This window comes from Actinoplanes sp. ATCC 53533 (assembly GCF_003947245.1).
In genome coordinates this window covers 31236-54724 of sequence record NZ_QHHV01000216.1, presented here as the reverse complement: position 1 = coordinate 54724, position 23489 = coordinate 31236, and the positions used below count along the sequence as shown (strand labels likewise).

General features: G+C 71.1%; 22 protein-coding genes and 1 pseudogene. 13 read left to right on the top strand and 10 right to left on the bottom strand.

Annotated elements, in window-relative coordinates; all coding sequences use genetic code 11:
• Positions 1-396: integrase core domain-containing protein (locus DMB66_RS49020; protein ID WP_148112843.1), on the top strand; the 396-nt coding region annotated here is incomplete at its 5' end.
• Positions 397-907: 511 nt separating this feature from the next.
• Here DMB66_RS49020 and DMB66_RS64775 read toward each other — a convergent pair.
• From DMB66_RS64775 to DMB66_RS48985, 7 genes are all read right to left on the bottom strand, one after another.
• The gene (locus tag DMB66_RS64775) at positions 908-2389 is read right to left on the bottom strand and encodes an HNH endonuclease signature motif containing protein (RefSeq protein ID WP_158647606.1); all 1482 of its coding nucleotides are present in this window, start codon (positions 2387-2389) and stop codon (positions 908-910) included.
• A gap of 790 nt (positions 2390-3179) precedes the next feature.
• Positions 3180-4109, bottom strand: a complete 930-nt coding sequence (locus DMB66_RS49005) for a PDR/VanB family oxidoreductase (protein WP_125810975.1) — start codon at positions 4107-4109, stop codon at positions 3180-3182.
• The gene (locus DMB66_RS63140) at positions 4106-4273 is read right to left on the bottom strand and encodes a hypothetical protein (RefSeq protein ID WP_199753080.1); all 168 of its coding nucleotides are present in this window, start codon (positions 4271-4273) and stop codon (positions 4106-4108) included. Before DMB66_RS63140 ends, DMB66_RS49005 begins: the two co-directional genes overlap by 4 nt.
• Positions 4274-4473: 200 nt before the next feature.
• Positions 4474-5499, bottom strand: a complete 1026-nt coding sequence (locus tag DMB66_RS49000) for an aromatic ring-hydroxylating dioxygenase subunit alpha (protein ID WP_125810974.1) — start codon at positions 5497-5499, stop codon at positions 4474-4476.
• Between the two features lie 64 nt (positions 5500-5563).
• Positions 5564-6328 carry an IclR family transcriptional regulator gene (locus DMB66_RS48995; protein WP_125810973.1) on the bottom strand — a complete coding sequence of 255 codons (765 nt, stop codon included), beginning with the start codon at positions 6326-6328 and terminating at the stop codon, positions 5564-5566.
• A 3-nt stretch (positions 6329-6331) separates the two neighbouring features.
• Entirely contained in the window at positions 6332-7120 is a 789-nt protein-coding gene (locus DMB66_RS48990; RefSeq protein ID WP_125810972.1) for an alpha/beta fold hydrolase, read from the bottom strand.
• 30 nt (positions 7121-7150) lie between these two features.
• Entirely contained in the window at positions 7151-7594 is a 444-nt protein-coding gene (locus DMB66_RS48985; RefSeq protein ID WP_125810971.1) for a MarR family winged helix-turn-helix transcriptional regulator, read from the bottom strand.
• Between the two features lie 181 nt (positions 7595-7775).
• On the opposite strand from DMB66_RS48985, the gene DMB66_RS48980 reads away from it, so the two are divergent.
• The 7 genes from DMB66_RS48980 to DMB66_RS48950 all read left to right on the top strand — a co-directional run bounded on the left by DMB66_RS48980 (position 7776) and on the right by DMB66_RS48950 (position 15405).
• The gene (locus tag DMB66_RS48980) at positions 7776-8885 is read left to right on the top strand and encodes an NAD(P)-dependent alcohol dehydrogenase (protein WP_125810970.1); all 1110 of its coding nucleotides are present in this window, start codon (positions 7776-7778) and stop codon (positions 8883-8885) included.
• Positions 8886-8910: 25 nt separating this feature from the next.
• Positions 8911-10383 (top strand): aldehyde dehydrogenase, encoded by a 1473-nt coding sequence (locus tag DMB66_RS48975; protein WP_125810969.1) that lies wholly within the window; start codon positions 8911-8913, stop codon positions 10381-10383.
• Positions 10384-10421: 38 nt separating this feature from the next.
• On the top strand, positions 10422-11315 hold the full coding sequence (locus DMB66_RS48970) for an SDR family NAD(P)-dependent oxidoreductase (protein ID WP_125810968.1): 894 nt from the start codon (positions 10422-10424) through the stop codon (positions 11313-11315).
• Complete coding sequence (locus DMB66_RS48965) at positions 11312-12184, top strand: amidohydrolase family protein (protein WP_125810967.1); 873 nt, start codon at positions 11312-11314, stop codon at positions 12182-12184. Before DMB66_RS48970 ends, DMB66_RS48965 begins: the two co-directional genes overlap by 4 nt.
• A gap of 27 nt (positions 12185-12211) precedes the next feature.
• On the top strand, positions 12212-13714 hold the full coding sequence (locus tag DMB66_RS48960) for a long-chain fatty acid--CoA ligase (protein ID WP_125810966.1): 1503 nt from the start codon (positions 12212-12214) through the stop codon (positions 13712-13714).
• A complete protein-coding gene (locus tag DMB66_RS48955) occupies positions 13711-14169 on the top strand; it encodes a MaoC family dehydratase (RefSeq protein ID WP_125810965.1) in 459 nt (152 codons plus the stop codon). Before DMB66_RS48960 ends, DMB66_RS48955 begins: the two co-directional genes overlap by 4 nt.
• Before the next feature lie 171 nt (positions 14170-14340).
• Complete coding sequence (locus DMB66_RS48950) at positions 14341-15405, top strand: cellulose-binding domain-containing protein (protein WP_233625385.1); 1065 nt, start codon at positions 14341-14343, stop codon at positions 15403-15405.
• Between the two features lie 100 nt (positions 15406-15505).
• Here DMB66_RS48950 and DMB66_RS48945 read toward each other — a convergent pair whose 3' ends face one another.
• Complete coding sequence (locus DMB66_RS48945) at positions 15506-16756, bottom strand: MFS transporter (protein ID WP_125810963.1); 1251 nt, start codon at positions 16754-16756, stop codon at positions 15506-15508.
• Between the two features lie 143 nt (positions 16757-16899).
• Between DMB66_RS48945 and DMB66_RS48940 the strand changes: the two genes are divergently transcribed.
• Positions 16900-18111 (top strand): DUF418 domain-containing protein, encoded by a 1212-nt coding sequence (locus DMB66_RS48940; protein WP_125810962.1) that lies wholly within the window; start codon positions 16900-16902, stop codon positions 18109-18111.
• A 507-nt stretch (positions 18112-18618) separates the two neighbouring features.
• Here the strand turns inward: DMB66_RS48940 and DMB66_RS48935 are convergent.
• Positions 18619-18843 (bottom strand): hypothetical protein, encoded by a 225-nt coding sequence (locus DMB66_RS48935; protein ID WP_125810961.1) that lies wholly within the window; start codon positions 18841-18843, stop codon positions 18619-18621.
• Between the two features lie 142 nt (positions 18844-18985).
• On the opposite strand from DMB66_RS48935, the gene DMB66_RS48930 reads away from it, so the two are divergent.
• Entirely contained in the window at positions 18986-19390 is a 405-nt protein-coding gene (locus DMB66_RS48930) for a hypothetical protein (RefSeq protein WP_125810960.1), read from the top strand.
• 130 nt (positions 19391-19520) lie between these two features.
• Positions 19521-19726, top strand: a pseudogene (locus DMB66_RS64770) (ISNCY family transposase); the annotation flags it as partial.
• A gap of 35 nt (positions 19727-19761) precedes the next feature.
• Here the strand turns inward: DMB66_RS64770 and DMB66_RS48925 are convergent.
• Positions 19762-20721 carry a LysR family transcriptional regulator gene (locus DMB66_RS48925; RefSeq protein ID WP_199753079.1) on the bottom strand — a complete coding sequence of 320 codons (960 nt, stop codon included), beginning with the start codon at positions 20719-20721 and terminating at the stop codon, positions 19762-19764.
• A 63-nt stretch (positions 20722-20784) separates the two neighbouring features.
• On the opposite strand from DMB66_RS48925, the gene DMB66_RS48920 reads away from it, so the two are divergent.
• The gene (locus DMB66_RS48920; protein ID WP_125810959.1) at positions 20785-22893 is read left to right on the top strand and encodes an MMPL family transporter; all 2109 of its coding nucleotides are present in this window, start codon (positions 20785-20787) and stop codon (positions 22891-22893) included.
• Positions 22894-22950: 57 nt separating this feature from the next.
• Positions 22951-23388 carry a pantetheine-phosphate adenylyltransferase gene (gene coaD / locus DMB66_RS48915; RefSeq protein WP_125810958.1) on the top strand — a complete coding sequence of 146 codons (438 nt, stop codon included), beginning with the start codon at positions 22951-22953 and terminating at the stop codon, positions 23386-23388.
• The last annotated feature ends 101 nt before the right edge of the window (positions 23389-23489 follow it).

Genomic DNA, 23489 nt, shown 5'->3' with positions numbered 1-23489 from the left:
GCGGTCGCGGACCACATGCGCACCGAGTTGGTCGTCGACGCTATTGAGATGGCGGCCCGTAACATCACCATACCGAAAGGTGCGATCTTCCACTCTGATCGCGGCAGCCAATACATGTCGCACGAGTATCGCCGGACGCTGAAGAAACTCGGTCTGCGGTCCTCGGTCGGCCGTACGGGGGTCTGCTGGGACAACGCCCTAGCAGAATCGTTCAATGCCAGCCTGAAAAATGAGATGGTCAACCGGACCGTCTTCCCGACGAAAGCCCACGCACGAGACGCTATTGTGCGCTATGTCGAACTGTACTACAATCGCCAAAGGATCCACTCGGCGCTCGGCTATAAGACGCCGTACGAAATTCTCAGCGGACGCACGGACAACACATTAGCGGCGTGAAAACACGCTAAAAGCACTGTCCGGAAAACGCGCGGCAGCCCAAGGCGGGTTTCGTTGGCGGTCGACTCGATCAGAGTCCGCGGGGCGGCTCGGTCGTTGTTGTCGGCTCGGTCGTTGTTGTCGGCTCGGTCATTGTTGACGGTTCGGTTCGGTTGCGGCTGTCGGTGGCGCGGGTCGTCAGGATTGCCACCTGGTCTTGAACCCTGTCTGGCTGCGTGCCAGGTAGATCTGGTCGCGATGCTCGGCGACGAGCCGACCCGGCCGGCGTGGAAGGCCGGCATGGGAGACCGACGTAGAAGACCGGCGTGCAAGACCCGCATGGACAGCCGACGTGCAAGACCGACGTGCAAGACCCGCACGGACAGCCGACGTGCAAGACCGACGTGCAAGACCCGCACGGACAGCCGACGTGCAAGACCCGCATGGACAGCCGACGTGGGAGGCCGACGTTCAGGTCGTGAAGGGGTTGCCGGGAGTGCTCCCGGGGGCGGTTCGGCGCTGCATGGTGGGCTCATTGGCGGCGGTGGTAGAGGTTGCGTTGGGGGCGGCGTTCGGGGTCGAGGGTGGCCGGTGGGAGGAATTCGGGGTGTCCGTCGGGGCCGAGACGGGCCTGCCAGCCGCTGTCGTTGTGCAGCAGGCGGTGGTGTCGGCGGCAGACGAGGGAGGCGTTGGCCAGGGTGGTGGTGCCGCCGTCCGCCCAGGGGATCAGGTGGTGTCCCTCTGTCCAGCGGGCGGGTCTATCGCAGTGCGGGAAAGCGCACCCGTGGTCGCGCAGGATGAGTGCGCGGCGGAGCGGGCCGGTGAACAGTCGTCGGGCGCGGCCGAGGTCGAGGACTTGGCTGTCGCCGCCGAGGACGGCGGGCACGATGTGGGCGTCGCAGGCGAGGCGTCGGGCTTCGGCTGGGCTGATCGGGGCTCCGGTATCCAGCCAGCCCACCCCGTTTCCGGCGCTGCCATGGCCGTGTGGCCTGGTGTTGGTGTGGGCGCCTGTCTGGGGCGCTCGGTCGCGGGTCTGACCCCCGGTGGCGGCGGTGCCAGTAGCGGCCGAGCCAGTAGCGGCCGAGCCAGTAGCGGCCGAGCCAGTAGCGGCCGAGCCAGTAGCGGCGGTGGCGGCGGCGGTGGTGGCGGTGGTGGCGGTGGTGGCGGCGGTTGGCTCGGTGTTCGCGGGCGGTTCGGTCAGCGTGGTGAATGGGATCGTGACGACCATTTGCACCGGATCACGGCCTTGGCCTGGCAGATCCGATCCACCGCGCGACGCACCGATGCAGATGTCCACCAACGCGTCCGCGCGCCGCTGCGCCGGGGTGCGTTCCTCTGCCGGGTCGTACCGGGGATGGCACAGCGGGTCCAGGGCGGCGGTGACGGCGCCGGCGCCGGTGACGTCGAGGTAGCCGGACAGCCGAACTTGGCCGTTGCCGAGCGGGCTGAGGGTGAATGCCCGCCGGTGGTGGGCTCGGGCTTCTTGGCGGGCCAAGAAATCAGCCTCGCGTTGCTCGGCGGCCTCGGGGGCGACATGCTCCAAGATCCGTCCGCCCAGTCTGCCCAAGGTTGCCGGGTCGAAGTCGTCGGCCCAGTCCACCAGCATGACCTCGGCTTTGTCGGTGACCTCCCGGCCCACCTCGGCCGGCAGGTCCGCGATCTTGGCCGCGATGGCCGTGGCGTGGTCGGCGGAGACCGTGCCCGCGCACACCTCGGTGTCCAGCACCGGCCGCGCGTGCAGAGCCTCGGCGATTTTGACCAGCCGCACCGCCGCGCCAGGGCTGACCCGGAGCTGATGGCGTAGCCACACCGCGGTGCTGGTCGCCGCGTGCGCCTGCGGCAAACCCTGTGCTTGCGCCTGCTGGATCAGATGCGCGGTCACTGCGGTGAGCTGCTGCACCGCGGCCCAGGACTGCTGCAGGCACTCGACCAGATCGCGGTCCGAGACTGCCCAGGCAGGGGCCGCGGCGCACGCGGCAGCCGCGCGGCGGGTCTCGGACAACAGCTCCAACACCCGACCAATTTGGCACATCCGTACGACAGGATGGGGGCCTGTGGATAACCCCGTGCCGACCCGCCCGACCCGGCATCCTCGAGGCGGGCAGGGCGCCGATGGCACCCGCTGGACATGCCCGCCCGGACGCGACACCACGGCTGTACCGGGCGAGGTGGGACACCGACGCCGCCCGCGACGACGCGCGAGCCCTGGTATGCAGCGGCTCGACAACACAACCGCTCGGCAACACAACGTTTCGGCAATACAGCTGCTCGGCAATACAGCTGCTCGGCAATACAGCTGCTCGGCGATCCGAACGCCGTGCTGGTTCCGGATGAGACCGGGAACCTAAAGAGGGGCACCCAGCCGGTCGGGGCCAGCGGCAACACATCGGCACCACCGGCCAGATGGCAAGACCCATCGCCGCGCCCGATGTCATCGCCGCCGGAAGGCCTGCCGCTGAGCTGCCTGCCGCTCAGCTGCCTGCCGCTCAGCTGCCTGCCGCTCAGCTGCCTGCCGCTCAGCTGCCTGCCACTGAACCGCCCGCCGCTGAGCCGCCACTGAACCGCCTACCACCGCCCGCCGCTGAACCGCCACTGAGCCGCCTGGCAGTGCCGCCCAGCCGGCGCCGGATCCAAAAGGCGAACGACTCAACGACTGGCCCCGGCTCGACAACATCACCACCAAGGCCACACCAAAAGGCCAGCGAAGGCCACACCAAAAGGCCAGCGCCGGCACTCCCGGCACCCGCCGCCCCAACCTCGCATTCCAAACATGATCGCGAACGGCGGCTGCCGTACCAGGGATGTCAGAGGTCGAGCACCAGGCTCCGCCCCCGGCACCGGGACACGCAGATCATCATGACGTCACCGGCGGCGCGCTCCGACTCGGTGAGCACCGAGTCGCGGTGTTCCGGTTCCCCGTCGAGGACGCCGGTCTCGCAGGTGCCGCACGTGCCCTCCCCGCAGGAGGAGAGCACGGTGACCCCGTCCTGCTCGACGGCCTTGAGGATGGAGATGCCCGCGGGCACCCGTACCGTCCGGCCGCTCTGCCGCAGCACCACCTCGATGTCGTGGTCGACGGCCGGCGCCGCCGGCCGCGCGGCGAACCGTTCGGTCCGCAGGGCGCCCTCCGGCCAACCGGCGCAGCGCTCCTCCACGGCGGCGAGCAGCGGTTCGGGCCCGCAGCAGTACACCAGGGTGTCCGGGCGCGGGGTGTCGAGCGGGCTCAGGTCGAGCAGGCCGGTTTCGTCCTGGGCCCGCACGCCGACCCGGTCGCCGTAGCGGTTCAGGAGGTCCAGGAAGGCCATCGACGTGCGTTGGCGGCCGCCGTAGAGCAGCCGCCAGTCGGCCCCGTTCGCCGTGGCGGCGGCGACCATCGGGAGGATGGGGGTGATCCCGATGCCGCCGGCGATGAAGAGGTACTCGCGGGCCGGCAGCAGCTCGAAGTGGTTGCGCGGGCCGTCCACGGGCAGTCTCATGCCCGGCGCCAGCCGCTCGTGGACGTGCCGGGAGCCGCCCCGGCCCGCAGGTTCGCGCAGCACGGCCAAGCGCCAGCGGTGCCGGTCGGCCGGGTCGCCGCAGAGCGAGTACTGCCGCACCAGCCCGGGTTCCAGCACCAGGTCGACGTGGGCGCCCGGGCGCCACGGCGGCAGCTCGCCGCCGTCCGCCGCCCGCAGGGTCAGCCCTCGCACACCGTCGGCCAGCGGCTCCACCCGTTCCAGGATCATCTCGATCATCGGGCCCGCCCGTCCGGCGCGGCCACGGCGTGGTCCGGGTGCGCCAGCAGCCACTGCCACATCTCGACCGGATCGTCGGCGTCGTGCTCGGCACCGCAGTGGCAGGTGCCGTGCAACCGGTCCGAGCCCGGCGCCCAGACGATCCGGTAGACGGTGCCGCTCATGCTGTGCCCACCTCCCGCATGCACTCCAGGCCCTTCCCCCGCAGCCTCCACCCGGCGCAGCCGCTCATGCTCTGCCCACCTCCCGCACGCGCTCCAGGCCCTTCCCCCGCAGCCTCCACCCGGCGCAGCCGCTCATGCTGAGCCCACCTCCCGCACGCGCTCCAGGCCCTTCCCCCGCAGCCTCCACCCGGTGCCATCGCTCATGCACCCGCGAGCTTCCGCAGCAGGCGCCGGGCGGCCAGCCCGCCGGTGTCGATGTTGATGCTCAGCTCCTGGTAGCCGTCCGGCTCGCCGGCGATCGCCAGTTCCAGGGCGTTGAGGGCCACCACGTCCTGCATGACTACGGTGTGGTTGCTCTTCGCCAGGTAGTCCGAGACTTCCTCGTCGCCGACGGCGAAGTCGCGGGCGACCATCCAGAAGTCCAGGGTGCTGTTCGCGGTCTCCGGGGTGATGGCGTAGACGATCTCGGCGTGGCAGGCGGCGCTGTCGTCGCCGTCCGGGCCGGGTTCGACGCCGGTCGGCGCGATCCGGCTGTGCAGCAGGTACAGGCCCGGCGGGTGGTATTCGATGTCCTGCCAGCGGTCGATGCGCCCCTCGATGCCGGTGGACTTCGCATAAAACGGCGGGCACTCGACATCCTTCATCCGGCGTCGCACGTGCACGATGCCGGCGCCCTCGTCGACCTCGGTGGTGATCGGCGTCTCCGCCACCTCCGGGGTGCCGATGTAGCCGCCGTGCAGGTACGTCTCGTGGGACAGGTCGAGCAGGTTGTCCACCAGCAGGCCGTACCGGGCGGCCAGCGGTTCCATCCCCCGCACCGTGGTGTAGGCCGGCGAGGACAGCCAGGGCACCCGGGGGATGGTGCCGGCGTCGGCCCGTTCCGGCTCGCCGATCCACACCCAGACCAGCGAGTCCTGTTCCACGACCGGGTAGGCGGGCACCCGGGCGGTGCGCGGGATCCGGGTCTGCCCGGGCACGTAGACGCAGGCGCCGCTGGGTTCGTAGGTGAAGCCGTGATAGCCGCAGACGATGCGGTCGCCGTCCCGGCCGCTCAGCGACAGCGGGTACCGGCGGTGCACGCACCGGTCGCTCAGCGCCACGGCGGTGCCGTCCTGGGTGCGGTAGAGAACGATCGGTTCGCCGAGGATCGTCCGGCCGAGCAGCGGCTCCCCGACCTCCTCGCTGTAGGCGGCGACGTACCACTGGTTGCGGACAAAGTCGGTCATCGGCGTCTCCCGTTCCCCTGCGACGTGTGTCACTCCGACGATCGGTGCCGGCCGGCTCCGGTCGCTACGGACCTTCCATTGAGCGGAAGGATTGCGGCTGCGCCCGGAGCGCGCGCGAGATGCCACGGGCGGCGGTGCGGACCGCCGGAGCCAGCGCCGCCGGTGCGACCGAGCCCGCCCGGACCACAATGGACAGAGCCGCCACCACGTCGTCGGCGGTGCCGTGCACGGGCGCGGCCACCGACAGCGCGTCCAGGGTCACCTGACCGTCGCTCACCGCGTACCCGCAGCGCCGGACCTGGGCCAGTTCCCGGCGCAACCGGTCCGGGTCGGTGATGGTCCGGTCGGTGAACCGGGCCAGCGGCCCGGCCAGGTAGCGCTCCTGCGTCCCGGCGGCGGCGTACGCGAGCAGCACCAGGCCGACGCCGGTGCTGTGCGCGGGCCACCGGCCGCCGACCCGGGTGCGCACCCCGACCGAGGAACGGCCGGCGAAGCGCTCGACGTAGACCACGTCGGCGCCGTCGAGCACGGCAAGTTGCACGTTTTCGTGGGTGGCCTCGTACAGGTCCTCCAGGAACGGCAGGGCCATCTCGCGCAGGCCGAGGCCGCGCGGGGCGAGCGAGCCGACCTCCCACAGCCGCAGGCCGATCCGGTACCGGCCCTGGGCGTCGCGTTCCAGCGCACCCCAGGCCGCCAGCTCGCCGACGAGGCGGTGGGTGGTGGCCAGCGGCAGGCCGGTGCGCCGGCTGAGCTGGGTGAGCGACAGGTTCCGGTGGTCGGCGCCGAACGCGCCGAGCACCGCCAGCACCCGGCTGGCCACCGAGTCCACGGCCTACTCCGCGAGCAGGAACTTCTGGACCGCGTCGAGGAGCTCGGCCGGGCGCTCGAAGACCACCACGTGGCCGCTGTCGATCTCGGCGTACTGGCTGCCGGCGATCGCGTCGTGCAGCGCCCGGGCCCGCTCGACCGGCACGACCTGGTCCCGGGTCAGCCCGACCACCAGCGTCGGCGCGGTGATCCGGGGCAGCAGGGGGCGCAGGTCGGCGGTGCGGTCGACCTCGAGGTGCCGGCGCATGCCGGGGGTGATCGGCGGACCGTTCTCGACGAACTGCCGCAGGCCCTCCGCGCCCAGCCCGTGCAGGAACGGCGCGCTGAAGCACTGCACCTGCAGGAACCGGTTGAGCAGGTCGTGGTCGGTGGCCTCCAGCCGGGACCACACGTCCATCAGCAGCTGGTGCCGGCCGTCCTCGGGGTCCGGCCAGCCGGCCACCAGCACCAGCCGGCGGACCAGGTCGGGACGGCTGCCGGCCACCGCGGCGGCGACGACGGCGCCGAGCGAGAAGCCCACCATGTCGACCGGGCCGTCCGGCGAGGCCGCGGCGGTCGCCGCCGCGATCTGCTCGGCGAGCAGGTCGAGGGTGAGCTCGCCGCCGGGGTCGGTGGTCTCGCCGCCGCCGGCGTAGTCGGCCAGGACCACGGTGCGGTCACCGGTGAACGCGTCCAGCAGGTGGCCGTAGTTGAGGTCGGCGGACAGCCCGGTGCCGGGCACGAGGACCAGCGCCGGGCCGGCCCCGGCGGTGCGGTAGTGCACGGTCGTGCCGGCGACGGAGGTGGTGGGCATCAAAGGCTCCTTCGGGTACGGGGGTCAGGATCAGGCGGTGTCGCCCATCGGGTGGGCGAGCGCCAGGTGGCAACGTTCCAGCAGCTTGCGCAGGGTGGCCTGCTCCGCCTCGGTGAGATCGGCGAGCATCTCCCGTTCGATCAGGTCGGCGTCGGCGCGGCATTCGGCGAGCTTGGCGGCGCCGGCCGGGGTGAGCTGCGCGAGCAGCACGTGCCGCCGGTCGGCGCTCGGGTGGCGCAGGATCAGGCCCTGCCGTTCCAGGGTGACGACGAGTTCGTGCATGGTCTGCGGCCGGACGAAGCAGCGCCGGGACAGCTGCGCCGAGGACAGGTCGCCGCGGTGCTGCAGCACGGTCAGCGCGGTGTACTGCACCGTGGTGACGCCGTGCTGCCGCAGGGCCACGTCCAATCGCGCCCGGATGGCCGATTCCACCTGTTTCACCAGGTACGTGGTCAGGGACGGCGGGCCGGCCATGCTTCGACTCCTTCTTGAGATGCGGATCCAGCGTGAGATACGAGCTCTTGGGAGATACGGACATTTCGCCCGATCCGCGAGCCGCTGTTGACGACGCCGTAACGGGCAAGCTACAAACTAGCAATCAGGATTCCTGATAGCCAGACGGTCAACCAGATGAATTGAGACCGCAGGAGGCACCATGTCGCTCGTTACCGCCGCGGCCGCCGTAGCCGGCGCCGGCAAGCCCTTCACCATCGAACAAATCACCCTGAACGGGCCGGCCGACCACGAGGTCGTGGTGCGCATGGTCGCCGCCGGCATGTGCCACACCGACCTGACCGTGCAGGCCGGGTTCATTCCGTTCCCGCTGCCGGGAGTCCTCGGCCACGAGGGCGCCGGCGTGGTCGAGGCCGTCGGCGCGGCGGTCGCCTCCGTCGCACCCGGCGACCGCGTGCTGCTGTCGTTCACCTCGTGCGGCACCTGCGATGCCTGCCGGGACGGCCGGCCCGCGCTGTGCGAGACCTGGCTGCCGCGCAACCTGCTCGCCGGCGCCCGCCCCGACGGTACGGCGCCCCTGACCGACGCCGACGGCGGCGAGATGCACGGCTCCTTCTTCGGGCAGTCCTCGTTCGCCCGGCACGCCCTGGTCGACGAGCGCAGCGTCGTGAAGGTCGGCCCCGACACCCCGCTGGAAGTGCTCGCCCCGCTCGGCTGCGGCGTGGTCACCGGCTTCGGCACGATCGTCAACGTGCTCAAGCCCGGCCCGGGCCAGAGCATCGCCATCCTCGGCGCGGGCAGCGTGGGCCTCAGCGCCGTGATGGCCGCCGCCCTCAGCCCCGCCGACCGGATCATCGCGGTCGACCGGGTGTCGCAGCGCCTCGAGCTGGCCCGCGAGCTCGGCGCCACCGACACGATCGACACCACCGGCACGGACCTCGCCGCGGCGCTCACCGAGCTCACCGGCGGGCGCGGGGTGGACCGCGTTCTCGACGCCACCGGCGTGCCGGCCCTGATCAGCGCCGGCATCGCCGGGCTCGCGGCCGGCGGCATCTTCGCGTTCGTGGGCGCGCCGCCGTTCGGCACCACCGTTCCGGTCGACGTCAACGCGATGCTGCCGGGCCGCAGCCTGGTCGGCGTGACCATCGGCGACGCGCAGACCCAGTCGCTGATCCCCGCCATGGTGCGCCTGCACGCCCAGGGCCGGCTGCCGGTGGAGAAGCTCATCACCTCGTACGCGTTCGACCAGATCCAGCAAGCCGCCGACGACATCCACGCCGGCCGTGTCATCAAGCCGGTCCTGCACTTCTGATACCCGCCCGCCGAGGGAGCACACCATGACCCAGACCCAGGAACCCGTACGCGAGACATCCGCCCCGGCCGTGGCACCCGGCCGGCTCTACATCGGCGGCGGCTGGCGCGACGCCGTCGCCGGCCGCCGGCGCGACGTGATCAACCCGGCCAACGGCACCCGGATCACCACCGTGGCCGAGGGCGACGCCGCCGACATCAACGCCGCCGTGATCGCCGCCCGGGTCGCCTTCGACGAGGGCCCGTGGCCGCGGCTGAGCGCCCGCGAGCGCGGCGACGTGCTGCTCAAGATCGCCGCCACGCTGCAGGAGCACCGCGAGGAACTGGCCCAGCTGGAGAGCATCGACACCGGCAAGCCCATCACCTTCGCCCGGATGGTCGACCTCGGCGACACCGTCGACCATTTCACCTACTACGGCGGCCTGGCCGGCACCGTCGAGGGCGCCACCCGCAGCATCCGCCGGCCCGGGTTCGCCTACACCCTGCGCGAGCCGATCGGCGTGGTCGGCGCGATCAGCCCGTTCAACTTTCCGCTGATCCTGTCCACCAGCAAGATCGCCCCGGCGCTGGCGGCCGGCAACACCGTCGTGCACAAGCCCGCCGAGGACACCCCGCTCACCGCCCTGCGGCTGGCCGAGTTGCTCACCGAGGCGGGGCTGCCCGACGGCGTGCTCAACGTGGTCACCGGCGGCGGCGCGGCCGGGGCGGCCCTGGCCGAGCACCCCGGCGTCGACAAGATCGCCTTCACCGGTTCGACCGCCACCGGCGCCAAGGTCGCCACCGCGGCGGCCGCCCGGGTCACCCCGACCACGATGGAGCTCGGCGGCAAGAGCGCCCAGATCATCTTCGCCGACGCCGACGTGGCCCGCGCCATCGAGGCGGCGGTCGGCGGCTTCGTGTTCAACACCGGCCAGTTCTGCATGGGCGGCACCCGCCTGCTCGTGCACCGCGACCTGTACGACACCGTGCTCGGCGCGCTCGCCGAGGCGGCCACCCACGTGCCGGTCGGCGACCCGCGGCAGGAATCCACCGTGGTCGGCCCGATGGCCGGCCCGCACCACCTGGAGAACGTCGAGCGCTACATCGCCCTCGGCGAGGGACGGGTGGTCGCCGGCGGGCACCGGCTGGACATCGACGGCGGCTACTACTACGCCCCCACGGTGCTCGCCGACGTGGCCGACGACGCCCGCGTGGTCCAGGAGGAGATCTTCGGACCGGTGCTCACCGTGCAGCGCTTCGACACCGAGGACGAGGCGGTCGCGATGGCCAACGGCACCCCGTACGGGCTCGCGGCCGGCCTGCACACCAACGACGTCGCCCGCGCGCACCGGGTCGCCGCGAAGCTGCGCGCCGGGATCGTCTGGGTCAACTCCTGGGCGGTGCTCGACGCGGCCCTGCCGTTCGGTGGCTACGGCCGGTCCGGGCACGGCCGGGAGAACGGCCCCGAGGGTCTCGACGAGTACCTGCAGACCAAGTCCGTCTACCTGCCCACCGACTGACCCGCTGAAGAAACCGACCCGCTGAAGAAGAGGAATCCATGGATCTCACCGGAAAAGTCGCCGTCGTCACCGGCAGCGGGCAGGGCCTCGGCCTCGCGTACGCCCGGGCGCTGACCGCGGCCGGCGCCAGTGTCGTCATCAACGACATCGACGCCGACGTGGCCAAGCGGGCCGTCGCGGAACTGCCCGCCGGCCGCGCGGTCGCCGAGGTGGTCGCGGTCGGCGACGCCGACGCGGCGCAGCGCCTCGTCGACCGGGCGGTCAGCGAGTTCGGCCGCCTCGACATCATGTGCACCAACGCGGGCATCCTGCGCGACCGGGTGCTGTGGAAGATGTCCGACGAGGAATTCGACGCCGTCGTGCGGGTCCACCTGCGCGGCACGTTCACCTGCGTACGGGCCGCCGCGCAGCGCATGCGGGAGCAGAACGAGGGCGGCACGGTCATCGTGGCCGGCTCCCCCGCCGGCCAGCGCGGCAACTTCGGCCAGACCAACTACGCCGCGGCCAAGGCGGGCATCGCCGCGATGGTGCGCACCTGGGCCATGGAGCTGGCCAAGGCACAGATCACGGTCAACGCGGTGGTCCCCAACGCCGCCACCGCGATGACCCGGACCATCCCGGCGTTCGCCCCGTACGTCGAGGCCTGGGAGGAACGCGGCGAGCCGCTGCCGGACGCGCTGCGCAAGGGTGAGGGCTTCGGCACCGCCGACGACTGCGCCGGCCTGGTCGTCTTCCTCGCCTCGGCGGCCGCCCGCCAGGTGACCGGCCAGTGCATCGGCATCGGCGGCGACAAGCTGTCACTGTGGTCGCACCCCCAGGAGATCGCCAGCGCGTACACCGACGGCGGGTGGAGCGCCGACGCCATCGCCGCGGCGTGGCCGACGAGCGTGGGCCGGCGCCCCGAGACGTACGGCATCGTGATGCCCTCATGAACGTCGCCGACCTGGTCGCCATCGACGTGCACACCCACGCCGAGGTCTCCTCTCGCGGTTCGGAATCGCTGGCGGAGGACCTGCGGGCGGCGTCCGACGACTACTTCAAGACCGGCGGCCGGAAACTGCCGACGCTCGACGAGATCGCCGGCCACTACCGGGAACGCCGGATGGCCTGCGTCGTCTTCACCGTCGACGCGGAGGCCGCCACCGGCGTGCCGGCGATCGCCAACGAGGAGATCGCCGAGGCCGGCGCCCGGCACCCCGACGTGATCATCCCGTTCGCCAGCATCGATCCCGCCAAGGGCCGGCTCGGCGCCCGGCAGGCCGGCCGGCTGGTCCGCGACCACGGCGTCCGCGGGTTCAAGTTCCATCCCAACGTGCAGGCGTTCTACCCCAACGACCGGGCGGTCTACCCGCTGTACGAGGCGATCCAGGAACTGGGCGTGCCGGTGGTCTTCCACACCGGACAGACCGGCATCGGGGCCGGCGCGCCGGGCGGCGGCGGCATCCGGCTCAAGTATTCCAACCCGATGTTCGTCGACGACGTGGCCGCCGACTTCCCGGACCTGCCGATCATCCTGGCCCACCCGTCGTTCCCGTGGCAGGACGAGGCGCTGGCCGTGGCGACCCACAAGCCGCTGGTGCACATCGACCTGTCCGGGTGGTCGCCGAAATACTTCCCACCGCAACTGGTCCAGTACGCCAATACGCTGCTGCAGGACAAGGTGCTGTTCGGCTCCGACTACCCGCTGCTGACCCCGGACCGGTGGCTCGCCGATTTCGACAAGCTGCCGATCAAGCCCGAGGTACGACCGAAGATCCTCAAGGACAACGCCGCCCGGCTCCTCGGGCTGGCCAAGAGCTGAGCCCCACCCGGCGGAGGGACGCTGCACATGCGCAACCAGGGAATCGGCTCGTGGCCGGCACGGCGGGCCCGCAAGACGCCCGACCGGGTCGCCATCGAGTACGGCGACGAGGCATGGACCTACCAGCAGCTGCACGAGCGGGTGCAGCGGGTGGCGCACGGGCTGGGCCGGCTCGGTGTGTCCCCCGGCGACCGGGTCGCCTACCTGGGGCCGAACCACCCGGCGTTCCTGGAGACGATGTTCGCCACCGGCCTGCTCGGCGCGGTCTTCGTGCCGCTCAACTCCCGGCTCGCCGGGCCCGAGCTCGCCGTCCAGCTCACCGACGCGGGCGTCGGCACCCTCGTGTACGACCCGCGGCTGGCCGCCGTGGCGGCCGAGTTGCCGCCGGTCCGGGCGCTCGCGCTCGACGACGGCTACCAGGAGCTGCTGGCCGGCACCGCCACCACGGTCGTCGACGAGGCCGTCTCGCTCGACGACCCCTGCATCATCATGTACACCTCCGGCACCACCGGCACGCCCAAGGGCGCCGTGCTGACCCACGGCAACATCACCTGGAACGCCATCAACGTGGTGGTCGACTCGGACCTGGCCGGCGACGAGGTGACGCTGCTGGTGGCGCCGCTGTTCCACACCGCCGGGCTGAACATGAACTGCATGCCGACCCTGCTCAAGGGCGGCCGGGTGGTGCTGGAGCACGCCTTCGACGCGGGCCGGGTGCTCCGGCTCATCGAGGAGCGCGGGGTGACGCTGATGTTCGCCGTACCGGCGATGTACAACACCCTCGCCACCCATCCGCGCTGGCCGGACACGGACCTGAGCAGCCTGCGGACGCTCATGTGCGGCGGGGCGCCGGTGCCCGAGGCGACGATCCACACGTACCTGGGCCGCGGCCTGGCCTTCGTGCAGGGTTACGGGATGACCGAGGCGTCGCCGGGGGTGCTGCTGCTCGACCGTACCCAGGTGCTGGCCAAGGCCGGCTCGGCCGGCGTGCCGCACTTCTTCACCCAGGTCCGCGTGGCGCGGCCGGATCTGACCGACGCGGGACCGGGTGAGAAGGGCGAGGTGCTGGTCGCCGGGCCGAACGTGATGTCCGGCTACTGGGGCCGGCCCGAGGCCACCGCGGCCGCGTTCACCGACGACGGGGTGTGGTTCCACTCCGGCGACGTGGCCGTGACCGACCGGGACGGCTACGTGTACCTCGTCGACCGGGTCAAGGACATGATCATCTCGGGTGGCGAGAACATCTACCCGGCCGAGGTGGAGAAGGCCCTGGCCGAGCATCCCGCCGTGGCCGACGCCGGAGTGTTCGGCGTGCCCGACGCCAAGTGGGGCGAGGTCGGCTACGCCGTCGTGTCGCTGCGCCCCGGCCAGCGGGCCGACGCGGAGGACCTGCGCGAGTTCCTGCTCGGCCGCATCGCCAAATACAAGATCCCGGCCTCGTTCCGCTTCGTGGACGAGCTACCCCGCAACGCCGTCGGCAAGGTTCTCAAGAACCGGCTGCGCGACGCCTACGCCAAGGAGACACCATGACCATCACGGTGCAGGGCCTGACCGAGCTCAAGACGAAGGCCGGCACGGACCTGGGACACAGCGACTGGCTGGAGATCACCCAGGACCGGGTCAACGCCTTCGCCGGCGCCACCGACGATCACCAGTGGATCCACGTCGACCCGGAGCGGGCCAAGTCGGGGCCCTTCGGCCGGACGATCGCGCACGGCTACCTCACCCTGTCGCTGCTGATTCCCCTCTTCAACGAGTTGCTGGTGGTCGAGGGCGTCGGGATGGCCGTGAACTACGGGCTGAACAAGGTGCGGTTCCCGGCACCCGTACCGGTCGGCGCCAAGATCCGGCTCGCCGGGCGGCTGGCGGAGGTGGAGGACGTCGCCGGTGGCGGCGTCCAGCTCCTCGCCGACTTCACCGTCGAGGTGGACGGCGGCACCAAGCCGGCGTGCGTGGCGCAGGCCGTCTACCGCTTCTACGCCTGACTTCACCTCCTGGGGGTGACGCGCCGGCCGGTAGCCACCGGCCGGCGCGTCATATATTGACGCTCATCGAACGCTGTGACAGCATTCGCTGCAGATCGCCTCATGCGTCATCCGGGCAGACGCGACGGACGCCAGCGGGTCTCCGCTGGCCGCGAGCCCTGGGAGACAGCAGTGAGACTTCAGAGACCCCGGTTCAAGCTCCTCGCCCTGGCGCTGGCCGCGACCGTCACCGGTGTCACCGCCGGAGCGGCCGTCGCCAGCGCCGCCGCCGCCGGATGCCGGGTCACCTACGCGGTCGGCTCGCAGTGGGCGGGCGGCTTCACCGGCAACGTCGGCATCACCAACCTCGGCGATCCGCTGACCTCCTGGACGGTGCGCTGGTCGTTCACCGCCGGCCAGACCGTGACCCAGGCGTGGAACGCCGGAGTCAGCATGAGCGGTAGCACCGTGACGGCGGTCAACACCACCTGGAACGGCGCGCTGGCCACCGACGGCAGCGCGTCGTTCGGCTTCAACGGCTCGTGGACCACCGCGAACCCGGTGCCGGCCGGCTTCACCCTCAACGGCGTCACCTGCACCGGTACCACGACACCGCCGGCTACCACCACGCCGACCGCAAGTCCGTCGACTACGACACCGCCGTCCACCCCCCAGCAGCGGACCGTCCGGGTCTACTGGCTGAAGCCGTCCGACGTGGCCTTCGACCAGCGGTGGCCGGACGGCATCGCCAACGTCATGCGCGAGGCGCAGCGCTACTACCGGCAGGAACTGGGCCGGACGTTCACGCTCAACAACCAGGTGGTCGAGGTCGTGAACGGCGACCACGTGAAGTCCTGGTACGAGAACACCCCGAACGGCAACGACCGATACTGGTGGTCGGTGTTCAACATGCAGCAGGAACTGATGCGCAAGCTCAGCCTGCGGGCGCCGGACAGCCGCTGGATCAACGTCGGACTGATCAGCGCGGAGGGCCCGGGCGCGGGCGGCGGGGGCGGCGGCGGCTGGGTCATCCTCTGCCAGCACGACGCCGACGGCGCGGCGGGCGTGAACGGCCCGATGAACCGGTGGTACGGCGGCATGGTCCACGAACTGGGCCACGCCCTGGGCCTGCCCGACTCGACCTCGACCGACGGCACGCCGATGTCGGCGTCGTTCTACTCCTATCCGGACACCCACTTCAACCAGAGCCAGAAGACCCAGATCCTGAACGGACCGTACGGCAGCTTCCTGTCCTGAACCCGGCTTCGCGGCCCCGCCCGTCGGTCAACGCACCGGGTGGGGCCGCTCGTCGGCGTGGTCAGCTCCCGGCCGGCTGGGGCCGCCCGTCGCCGTACGGTCAGCTCCCGGCCGGCTGGGGCCGCTCGTCGGCGTGGGCGATGCGGGTCATCTCCCGCCAGAGCAGGACGACGAAGGCAGCCGAGCCGGCGAACGCGAACCAGAACGGTGCCGTGACCCCGTAGTGGGTGGCCAGGGCGCCGCCGACTGCCGAACCGACCACCAGGCCGCCGTACACGCCGATGGTGTTGACGCTGGTGACGCGGCCCTGCAGGCGTGCCGGCACCGCGCGCTGCCGGACGGTGATCGAGGTCGTGTGCCAGATGAACGCGTGGGCGCCGAAGACGAAGAAGATCAGCATGGCTACCCACGCCGAGGTGGTCACGGCGAGGGCGAGGTGGGTGAGGGTCTCGATGACGAGCCCCGCCCGCATCACGTTGCCCAGGCTCACCCGCCGGGTGAGCCACCCGTAGAGCCCGGTCCCGAGTATGCCGCCGACCGCCGAGACCGTGGTGAGCAGGCCGAACCCGATGGCGCCGAGGCCGAGCCGCTGGGTGGCGTAGAGCACCAGCACCGACCACGCCGCACCGAAGGTGACATTGAAGATCAGAATGGTCAGCACCAGCGTGCGGACCGCGGGGTTGCGCACCACCCACCGGAAGCCCTCGGCGATGTCGCGGCGCACGCCGGCCCGCACCTCCGCCGCGCTGCGGCCGTGCGCGGGCAGCACGATTCTCGACACCAGGAGCACGCCCGCGGCGACCAGGAGGAACTGGGCGGCGAACGGCCACATGGCCCCGACGGCGAACAGCGCGGCGCCGATCGACGGCCCGACCAGTTGGTTGAGCGTGATGAACCCGGTCTGCAGCCGGGCGTTGGCGGTCGCCAGGTCGTCGCGGCGCACCAGCATCGGCGTCAGCGTCGTCGCGGTGTTGTCGGCGAACACCTCCGCGGTGGCGAGCAGGCCCAGCGCCACCAGCGCGACGACCACCGAGACCGTACCGGTGACCAGCATGACGGTCAGCGCGCCCAGCACCGCGACCCGGGCCGCGTTCGCGGCGATCACGACCCGGCGGCGGTCGTGCCGGTCGGCCAGCACCCCGGCGTAGAGGCCGAACACCAACGGCGGCGCCCACCGCATCATGGCGGCGAGCGAGATCAGGAACGGATCGTGGGTCAGCGACGCGACCAGCAGCGGGCCGGCGGCGGCCGCGACACCGTCACCGAGATTCGTCGACCAGGACGAGGCGAGCAGCCACCGGAAGCCCGCCCCGAGGCGCGCCGGTATCAGGATCTCCGCGGTTCTGCTCACAAGTCGAGGACCCTACGGTCACCGGCCGCCGGGGCGCACCCGGTTATCCCGGCGCCGACCGGCCTCGCGGACACCGACTTTGGTTATCGCATACCGACCGATGGGCGACGAGGATCGCGGCTCCGGCTGATTGGCTGAGGGCCATGACAGCGCCGACTCCGCCCGCCAGAGACCTGGCCTTGGCCGACCCGACGAACACTGACCCGCCCCGGCCGACCCCGGTCGCCCACCGCGCGCTGGGGCCCGACCTGGCCCGCGGCTTCATGCTGTTGTTCATCGCCCTGGCCAACTCGCACTATTTCCTGCGCGGCGCGTCGGTGCTCGGCGGCTACCCGCAGGACGAGTCGGCCCTCGACCGGGCCGTCATCTGGCTCATCGCGACCTTCGTCGACGGCCGGGCGTTCCCGTTGTTCGGTGTCCTGTTCGGATACGGCATCGCCCGGATCGCCAGCCGGCAGCAGGATTTGGGCCCGCGAGGCGTGCGCCGGCTGCTGTGGCGGCGCAGCCTCGTGCTGGTGGTCGTGGGCTTCCTGCACGCGGTGCTGCTCTACGTCGGCGACATCCTCACCGCGTACGGTGTGCTGCTGTTCCTGGGCGTGTGGTGCCTACGATGGAAGGACCGCTGGCTGCTGGTGACGGCCGCGGTGTTCTTCGCGCTGAACGCGCTGCCGGGCGACAGCTCGTTGAGCACCAGCAGCGAGCCGCCGGGCGTCGAGATGCTGCCGCCGGACCCGCTGTCCATGATCATCCATCGCCCGCCGGTGTCCCTCCTCATCGCCCTGCTGGGCTTCCTGGGCTTCATGTGCCCGTTCGTGATCGGCCTGTGGGCGGGCCGCCGGCGCGTCCTGGAACAGCCGGAGCGACACCGGAGGTTGCTGCGCGTCACGGCATGCGCCGGCCTCGGCGCCGCAGTGCTCGGTGCCCAACCGGTCGCCCTGATCCTCGCCGGCGTGGTGACCACGCCGGACCGGGCGTCGCTCGCGCTGCTGGGCCCGCTGCACGACGCGACGGGAATCCTGGGCGGCTTCGGCTACGCCGCGCTGCTGTCCCTCATCGCCCTCCGGCTCCAGGCGCACCAGCCGCGGCCGGTGGTCGACGCCATCGCCGCCGTCGGTCAACGGTCGATGACCTGCTACCTGGCCCAGTCGGTGGTCTGGACCGTGGTCTTCACCCCGTTCCTGCTCAACCTCTCCGGCACCCTCACAGTCGCCACGACGGCGCTGCTGGCCACCGGGACGTGGCTGACCACTGTGCTGCTCGCCGACTGGATGCGCCGGACGGGACGCCGAGGGCCGTTCGAGACGCTGATCCGCCGCATCACCTACCGACAGCGGGCACACCGAAAGGGCGTCTGATCCGTTCCGCCGCCCTTTCCGGAAAGCCGATCGATCCATCTGCCGGATCCGGCAGCCGATCCCGAACACCCCGCCTGACTGACTACGCCCTCCCGAACGAGGAACTGATCGACGGCTGCGGTGGAGAGGCTCGCCCGACCACACAGGGGCGGACTCGCCCGGCCACACGGGGGGCGGGCTCGCACGACCGCTCGGAGGCGGGCTCGCACGGCCACACAGGGGCGGGCTCGCACGACCGCTCGGAGGCGGGCTCGCCCAGCCACATAGGGGCGGGCTCGCACGACCGCGCGAAGGCGGGCTCGCCCAGCCACACAGGGGCGGGCTCGCACGACCGCTCGGAGGCGGGCTCGCCCAGCCACACGGAGGCGGGCTCGCACGACCACACGGAGGCGTGTTCGCCCGGCCGCTCGGGCGGGGCGAATCCGTCCCGTTCGGGGACCAACACCGGCCGACCGGATGATCCGGACGGACCGCCCCAGGCCGCACCATTTCGGCATGTTCCGAAGACTACTCGCGTTTGTGCTGGTGGGCGTCGTGGCGTCCGCCGGCCTGGTCGCGAGCAGCCCGCACCGCGGCACCGCCGGGACGGCCGGCCAGCCGGCCGCGCTCGACGTGCTGTTCATCGGCAACAGCCTGATCGGCACCCGGACGGCCACCGGGGGAGGACACCCCCGACGTCGTCTGCCGCCTGGCCCGGTCGACCGGCCGCACCGTCCGGGGCACCAAAGTCATCCGGTACGGCCACACCCTCCAGCGCACCTGGGACGCGGGCCCGGCGCGAGCCGCCCTGAGCGGCTCCACCCGTTACGACTACATCCTGCTGCAGGAGTACAGCACCCTGGTCGCCACCGCCCCGGCGCGGGCCACGGCGACTTTGCTGCGGACGTACGCTCCCGCCCTGTCGCGTTCGCTCAAACCCGGCGGCCGGATCGTGCTCTTCAAGAATTGGGCGCTCGCCGACCCGGCGCCGTTCGCCTCGCGCGCCCAGAACGTGGCCGCGATCAACGCCGGATACGACCGGCTGGCCGCCGCGCTGCCGCTGCCCGCCGTGGTGGCCCCGATCAGCGACGAGTTCGAGGCCGTGCTGGCGCGCGGCGGCACCGGTTCGCTCATCGACCCGGACGGCAAGCACCCGACCGGCCGGGCCGTCTATCTGGACGCGGTCACCCTGTACGGCATCTTCTTCGGTCGCTCGCCCCGCGAGCTGCCCGACCTGTACCTTCCCCCGGCGGAAGCGGGTCACCTGCGTAGCGTGGCCGCAGCCGCCCTCGGCTACTGACAGAGGACACCGTGGGTCGTTGTCGGCTCTCGACGGGCGGGCCCGCCAACACACCATACGGGGCGGCGGCGCTGGCCGGCTGGACCATGCCGATGGCGCGGAAATCGTTGTGGTGCAAGGGATTGCGGTCATGCTGCGGACCCGGAACGGGCAGCCGTCGTTTCGGGAATCGGTGCTTCCGGAGATCTGCCTGCGGCTGCCGGCCGAGCGGAACGCGTCGATGCCTGGTTGGCCGGCGATCGGTTCGTCGCCCCGTTCCTGCCGCACTTCTCGACCCGGATGGGCCGCCCGAGCATCCCGATCAGGACGTTGATGTTCCTCGATTGCCGCTACCGCCCAACCGGCCTAAGCCGTTGAGGCGAGGGTGGTGGTCAGGGCTTCTCCTGAGGATCGCCGGTGGGCCAGTTCCAGCCGGTGATCGTGGTGCGCATCAGCCGGGCAGCGGTCGACAGGTGGCTGTCGGCGCTCCAGTACAGGGTGACCCTGCGGCGACAGTCCGGGCTGTCGACGGGGATCCATACGCCGGGGGCGCGGGTGGCGCTGCGGCGGGCGAAGGCGGGGACGAGGCCGATGCCGAGTCCCGCGCTGATCAGGTCGGCGATGGCGCTGTGCTCGTCGCTTTCGCAGACGATTCTCGGGGTGAGCTCTCTCGCGGCGAAGAGCCGGTCGAGCAGCCGGCGTAGCCAGTGTCCCTCGCGGGCGGTGACGAAGGGTTGACCGGCGAGTTCGTCGACGCTGACGGACGTGCGGCCCGCCAGTGGATGATCGAGGGGCACGCCGATGCCCACCACCTCTTCGAACAGCTGCGCGGACTCCAGGCCTTCCACCTGGATCGGCTGCGAAGCGACACACAGATCGACTTCCTGGGCCCGTAAGCGGCGGGCCATGTCTTCGGCCGGAGACCACTGGAGCTCGATCTCGACGGCGGGATGGGCTCGCTTGTAGGCCGCCAGCGGGCCGGTGAGGGTGAGGAAGGTTTCCGACGCCAGCCGCGCGGTGCCCACGCCCTCGCTGGTGGCCTCGGCGACGGCGCGCCGCCCCGCGTCGAGTTCGCCGAGGGAACGTTCGACGTGATCACGGAAGAGTTTGCCCGCATCGTTCAGCCGGAGCCGGCCGCTGCGGTCGAACAGCGGTGTGCCCAGTTCGTTCTCCAACCGAGCGATGGTGCGGCTCAGCGACGGCTGGGCGATGTGTAACTCGTCGGCTGCCCGGCTGAGGTGCTCGAGCCGCGCCACCACCAGGAACTGCCTGAGCGAGTTCAGCTCCATCATGCCCCCCAAGTCATACCAGCATAGCAATATCGATCTTATGAAAGATAACTCGAAAGACATAGCATCGAGGCGTTGCGAATCCCGCCGAGCTCTCCTCCATCGATTGAACAGCGAGGAATTCCCGTGCTGCGAAAGCTGCTCTCCCTGCCTGCGGGCAGGGTGGCGAAATGGGTCACCGCGGCCCTCTGGCTCGCCCTGCTGATCCCGGCGCTGATGCTGGCCGGCAAGGTCGGCGACGTCGAGAAGAACGACAACGCGGCCTGGCTGCCCGGCAACGCGGAGTCGACCAAGGCCGTCGAGCGGGCCGGAAAGTTCCAGCCCGCCGAGACCCTGCCCGCCATCGTGATCTACGACCGGCCCGCGGGGATCACCCCCGCCGACATGGCCAAGGCCCTGGCCGACGCCGACGCCTTCAAAGACATCAAGAACGTCGTGGGGCAACCACAGGGCCCGTCGAAGTCCCAGGACGGCAAGGCCATCCAGACCGTGGTCCAGATTCACGACGGCAAGGAGGGCTGGGACGGAGCCCGCGATGTCGTCGACGCGATGACCGAGGTCGGTGAGCAGCACGCCGACGGTCTCGGGTTCCACGTCACCGGACCGGCCGGTTACGCATCCGACTCGATAGACGCCTTCAGCGGAGGAGGTCTCGTGGAGACGATCACCGCGTTGGTGGTTGTCGCCATCCTGCTGTTGACCTACCGCAGCCCCCTGCTGCCACTGGTGCCGCTGCTGGCCGCGGGTGGCGCTCTCGTCACGGCCGAAGCGGTGATCTATCTGCTGGCGAAGAACGCGGGGCTCACCGTCAACACCCAGACCAGCTTCATCCTGACGGTACTGGTGTTCGGCGCCGCCACCGATTACGCGCTGCTGCTCATCTCGCGCTACCGGGAGGAACTGCGGCGGCACGAGGACCGGCACGAAGCCATGGCGCAGGCCCTGCGTCGCTCCGGTCCCGCCATCATCGCCAGCGCCGCGACCGTCGCGGTCAGCCTGCTGGTGCTGATGCTCGCCACCCTCAACTCCACCAAGGGACTCGGGCCGGCCAGCGCCATCGGCATCGCCGTCGGGCTGCTCGCCATGGTCACGCTGATGCCGGCCCTGCTGGTCATCTGCGGCCGCTGGATCTTCTGGCCGGTCAGACCGTCGTACGGATCGGCCCCGCCGACCCGGCCCAGCATCTGGACCCGGGTCGGGACCGCTGTCTCCCACCGGCCCCGGACGGTGTGGATCGGCACCGCCGGAATCCTCGCCGTCATGACCATCGCCGTGACCGGGCTCAAGGCCGACGGGATCCCGAGCAGCGGCCAGTTCACCACCAGCACCCAAGCCGTCGTCGGCGAGCAGATCCAGGCCAGGCACTTCCCCGCCGGATCAGGCGACCCCGTCTACGTGGTGGCCGAGGCCAGCTCCGCCGACCAGGTCACCACCGTGCTGTCCACCGTTCCCGGCATCACCGACGTCACCGCACCGACCATCAAGGACGGTGACGCCCTCATCCTCGCCACCCTCCGAGACGCCCCCGGCAGCAAAGCCGCCATGCGCACCATCGAACGGGCCAGAACTGCCATCCACCGGATCGACGGCGCGGGCGCCCTGCTCGGCGGAAACACCGCGATAGCCCTCGACATCCAGCAGGCGGCCGCCCGCGACGCCAAGGTGATCATCCCCATCGTGCTGCTCGTGGTCCTCGCCATCCTCGCCCTACTGCTGCGGGCGATCGTCGCACCGCTGCTACTCATCGCCACGGTGGTGCTGTCCTTCGGAGCCGCGCTCGGGGTGAGCAGCCTGGTGTTCAACCACGTGTTCGACTTCGCCGGAGCGGACGCGAACTTCCCGCTCCTGGTGTTCGTGTTCCTGGTCGCCCTCGGCATCGACTACAACATCTTCCTCGTCACCCGGGTGCGCGAAGAGGCCTTGTCGCACGGCACCCGCCAGGGCGCGCTGACCGGCCTGTCCGCCACCGGCGGCGTGATCACCTCGGCGGGCCTGGTGCTGGCCGGAACCTTCGCCGCACTGGGCGCGCTGCCCCTGGTGTTCGCCGCGCAACTCGGATTCGCGGTGGCCTTCGGTGTCCTACTGGACACCATGATCGTCCGCTCGGTGCTCGTGACCGCGCTGACCCTCGACGTAGGCCGATGGATGTGGTGGCCCAGCGAACTGTTCAACCGTCACCACCACACCCAGCCGCCCGCGGACAAGCCCGACCTCGAACCCGCCCACGCCGGATGATGACAACGCAACGGTTCGGCCCCGCCCCCGCCCGCCGCACTGCCCTAGTCTGGCCCGATGCCTCATGCGCCTGATGGCGGCCTCGGGCCGACCCGAGCGGTCTATCCCGGGACCTTCGATCCCTTCACACCTGGTCACTTCGACGTCGTCGACCGGGCGCGCCGCATGTTCGATCATGTCACCGTCCTGGTCGCCGTCAACGACGACAAACGACCGACCCGGACGGCTGCTGCGCGGGCGGCGGAGATTCAGCGCTCGCTTCCAGCGGACTGGGAGAACGTCTCGGTGGCTGCCTGGCAGGGGTTGACCGTGGATTACAGCCGGCACCATGGATGCGGTGTGATTATCCGCGGCGTCAGGAACTCCACTGACTACCAGCACGAGCACGAACTCGCAGCGATGAACGAAGCGCTGGGAGTGACGACGTTGCTCGTGCCCGCGCGGCCGGAGCTGGCAACGACGTCGTCCACCGCAGTACGGGCTCTGCGAGCCTGAGCGCTCACCGTTCCGTCATCTGCGAGCCGATGCCGCTCGGCCGGAGCCTGCTCGGTCCGCTCACGGTCGTCCATGAATGGACAGCGGATCACCGGGACGAG

Coding starts and splice junctions, on each gene's coding strand:
- DMB66_RS48925 (WP_199753079.1), bottom strand. CDS start 20,721: ATGTCTTTCGAGTTATCTTTCATAAGATCGATATTGCTATGCTGGTAT.
- DMB66_RS48955 (WP_125810965.1), top strand. CDS start 13,711: ATGACCATCACGGTGCAGGGCCTGACCGAGCTCAAGACGAAGGCCGGC.
- DMB66_RS48940 (WP_125810962.1), top strand. CDS start 16,900: ATGACAGCGCCGACTCCGCCCGCCAGAGACCTGGCCTTGGCCGACCCG.
- DMB66_RS63140 (WP_199753080.1), bottom strand. CDS start 4,273: ATGAGCGGCACCGTCTACCGGATCGTCTGGGCGCCGGGCTCGGACCGG.
- DMB66_RS48985 (WP_125810971.1), bottom strand. CDS start 7,594: ATGGCCGGCCCGCCGTCCCTGACCACGTACCTGGTGAAACAGGTGGAA.
- DMB66_RS48960 (WP_125810966.1), top strand. CDS start 12,212: ATGCGCAACCAGGGAATCGGCTCGTGGCCGGCACGGCGGGCCCGCAAG.
- DMB66_RS48970 (WP_125810968.1), top strand. CDS start 10,422: ATGGATCTCACCGGAAAAGTCGCCGTCGTCACCGGCAGCGGGCAGGGC.
- DMB66_RS49000 (WP_125810974.1), bottom strand. CDS start 5,499: ATGACCGACTTTGTCCGCAACCAGTGGTACGTCGCCGCCTACAGCGAG.
- DMB66_RS48975 (WP_125810969.1), top strand. CDS start 8,911: ATGACCCAGACCCAGGAACCCGTACGCGAGACATCCGCCCCGGCCGTG.
- DMB66_RS48980 (WP_125810970.1), top strand. CDS start 7,776: ATGTCGCTCGTTACCGCCGCGGCCGCCGTAGCCGGCGCCGGCAAGCCC.
- DMB66_RS48965 (WP_125810967.1), top strand. CDS start 11,312: ATGAACGTCGCCGACCTGGTCGCCATCGACGTGCACACCCACGCCGAG.
- DMB66_RS48935 (WP_125810961.1), bottom strand. CDS start 18,843: ATGACTTTGGTGCCCCGGACGGTGCGGCCGGTCGACCGGGCCAGGCGG.
- coaD (WP_125810958.1), top strand. CDS start 22,951: ATGCCTCATGCGCCTGATGGCGGCCTCGGGCCGACCCGAGCGGTCTAT.
- DMB66_RS49005 (WP_125810975.1), bottom strand. CDS start 4,109: ATGATCGAGATGATCCTGGAACGGGTGGAGCCGCTGGCCGACGGTGTG.
- DMB66_RS48990 (WP_125810972.1), bottom strand. CDS start 7,120: ATGCCCACCACCTCCGTCGCCGGCACGACCGTGCACTACCGCACCGCC.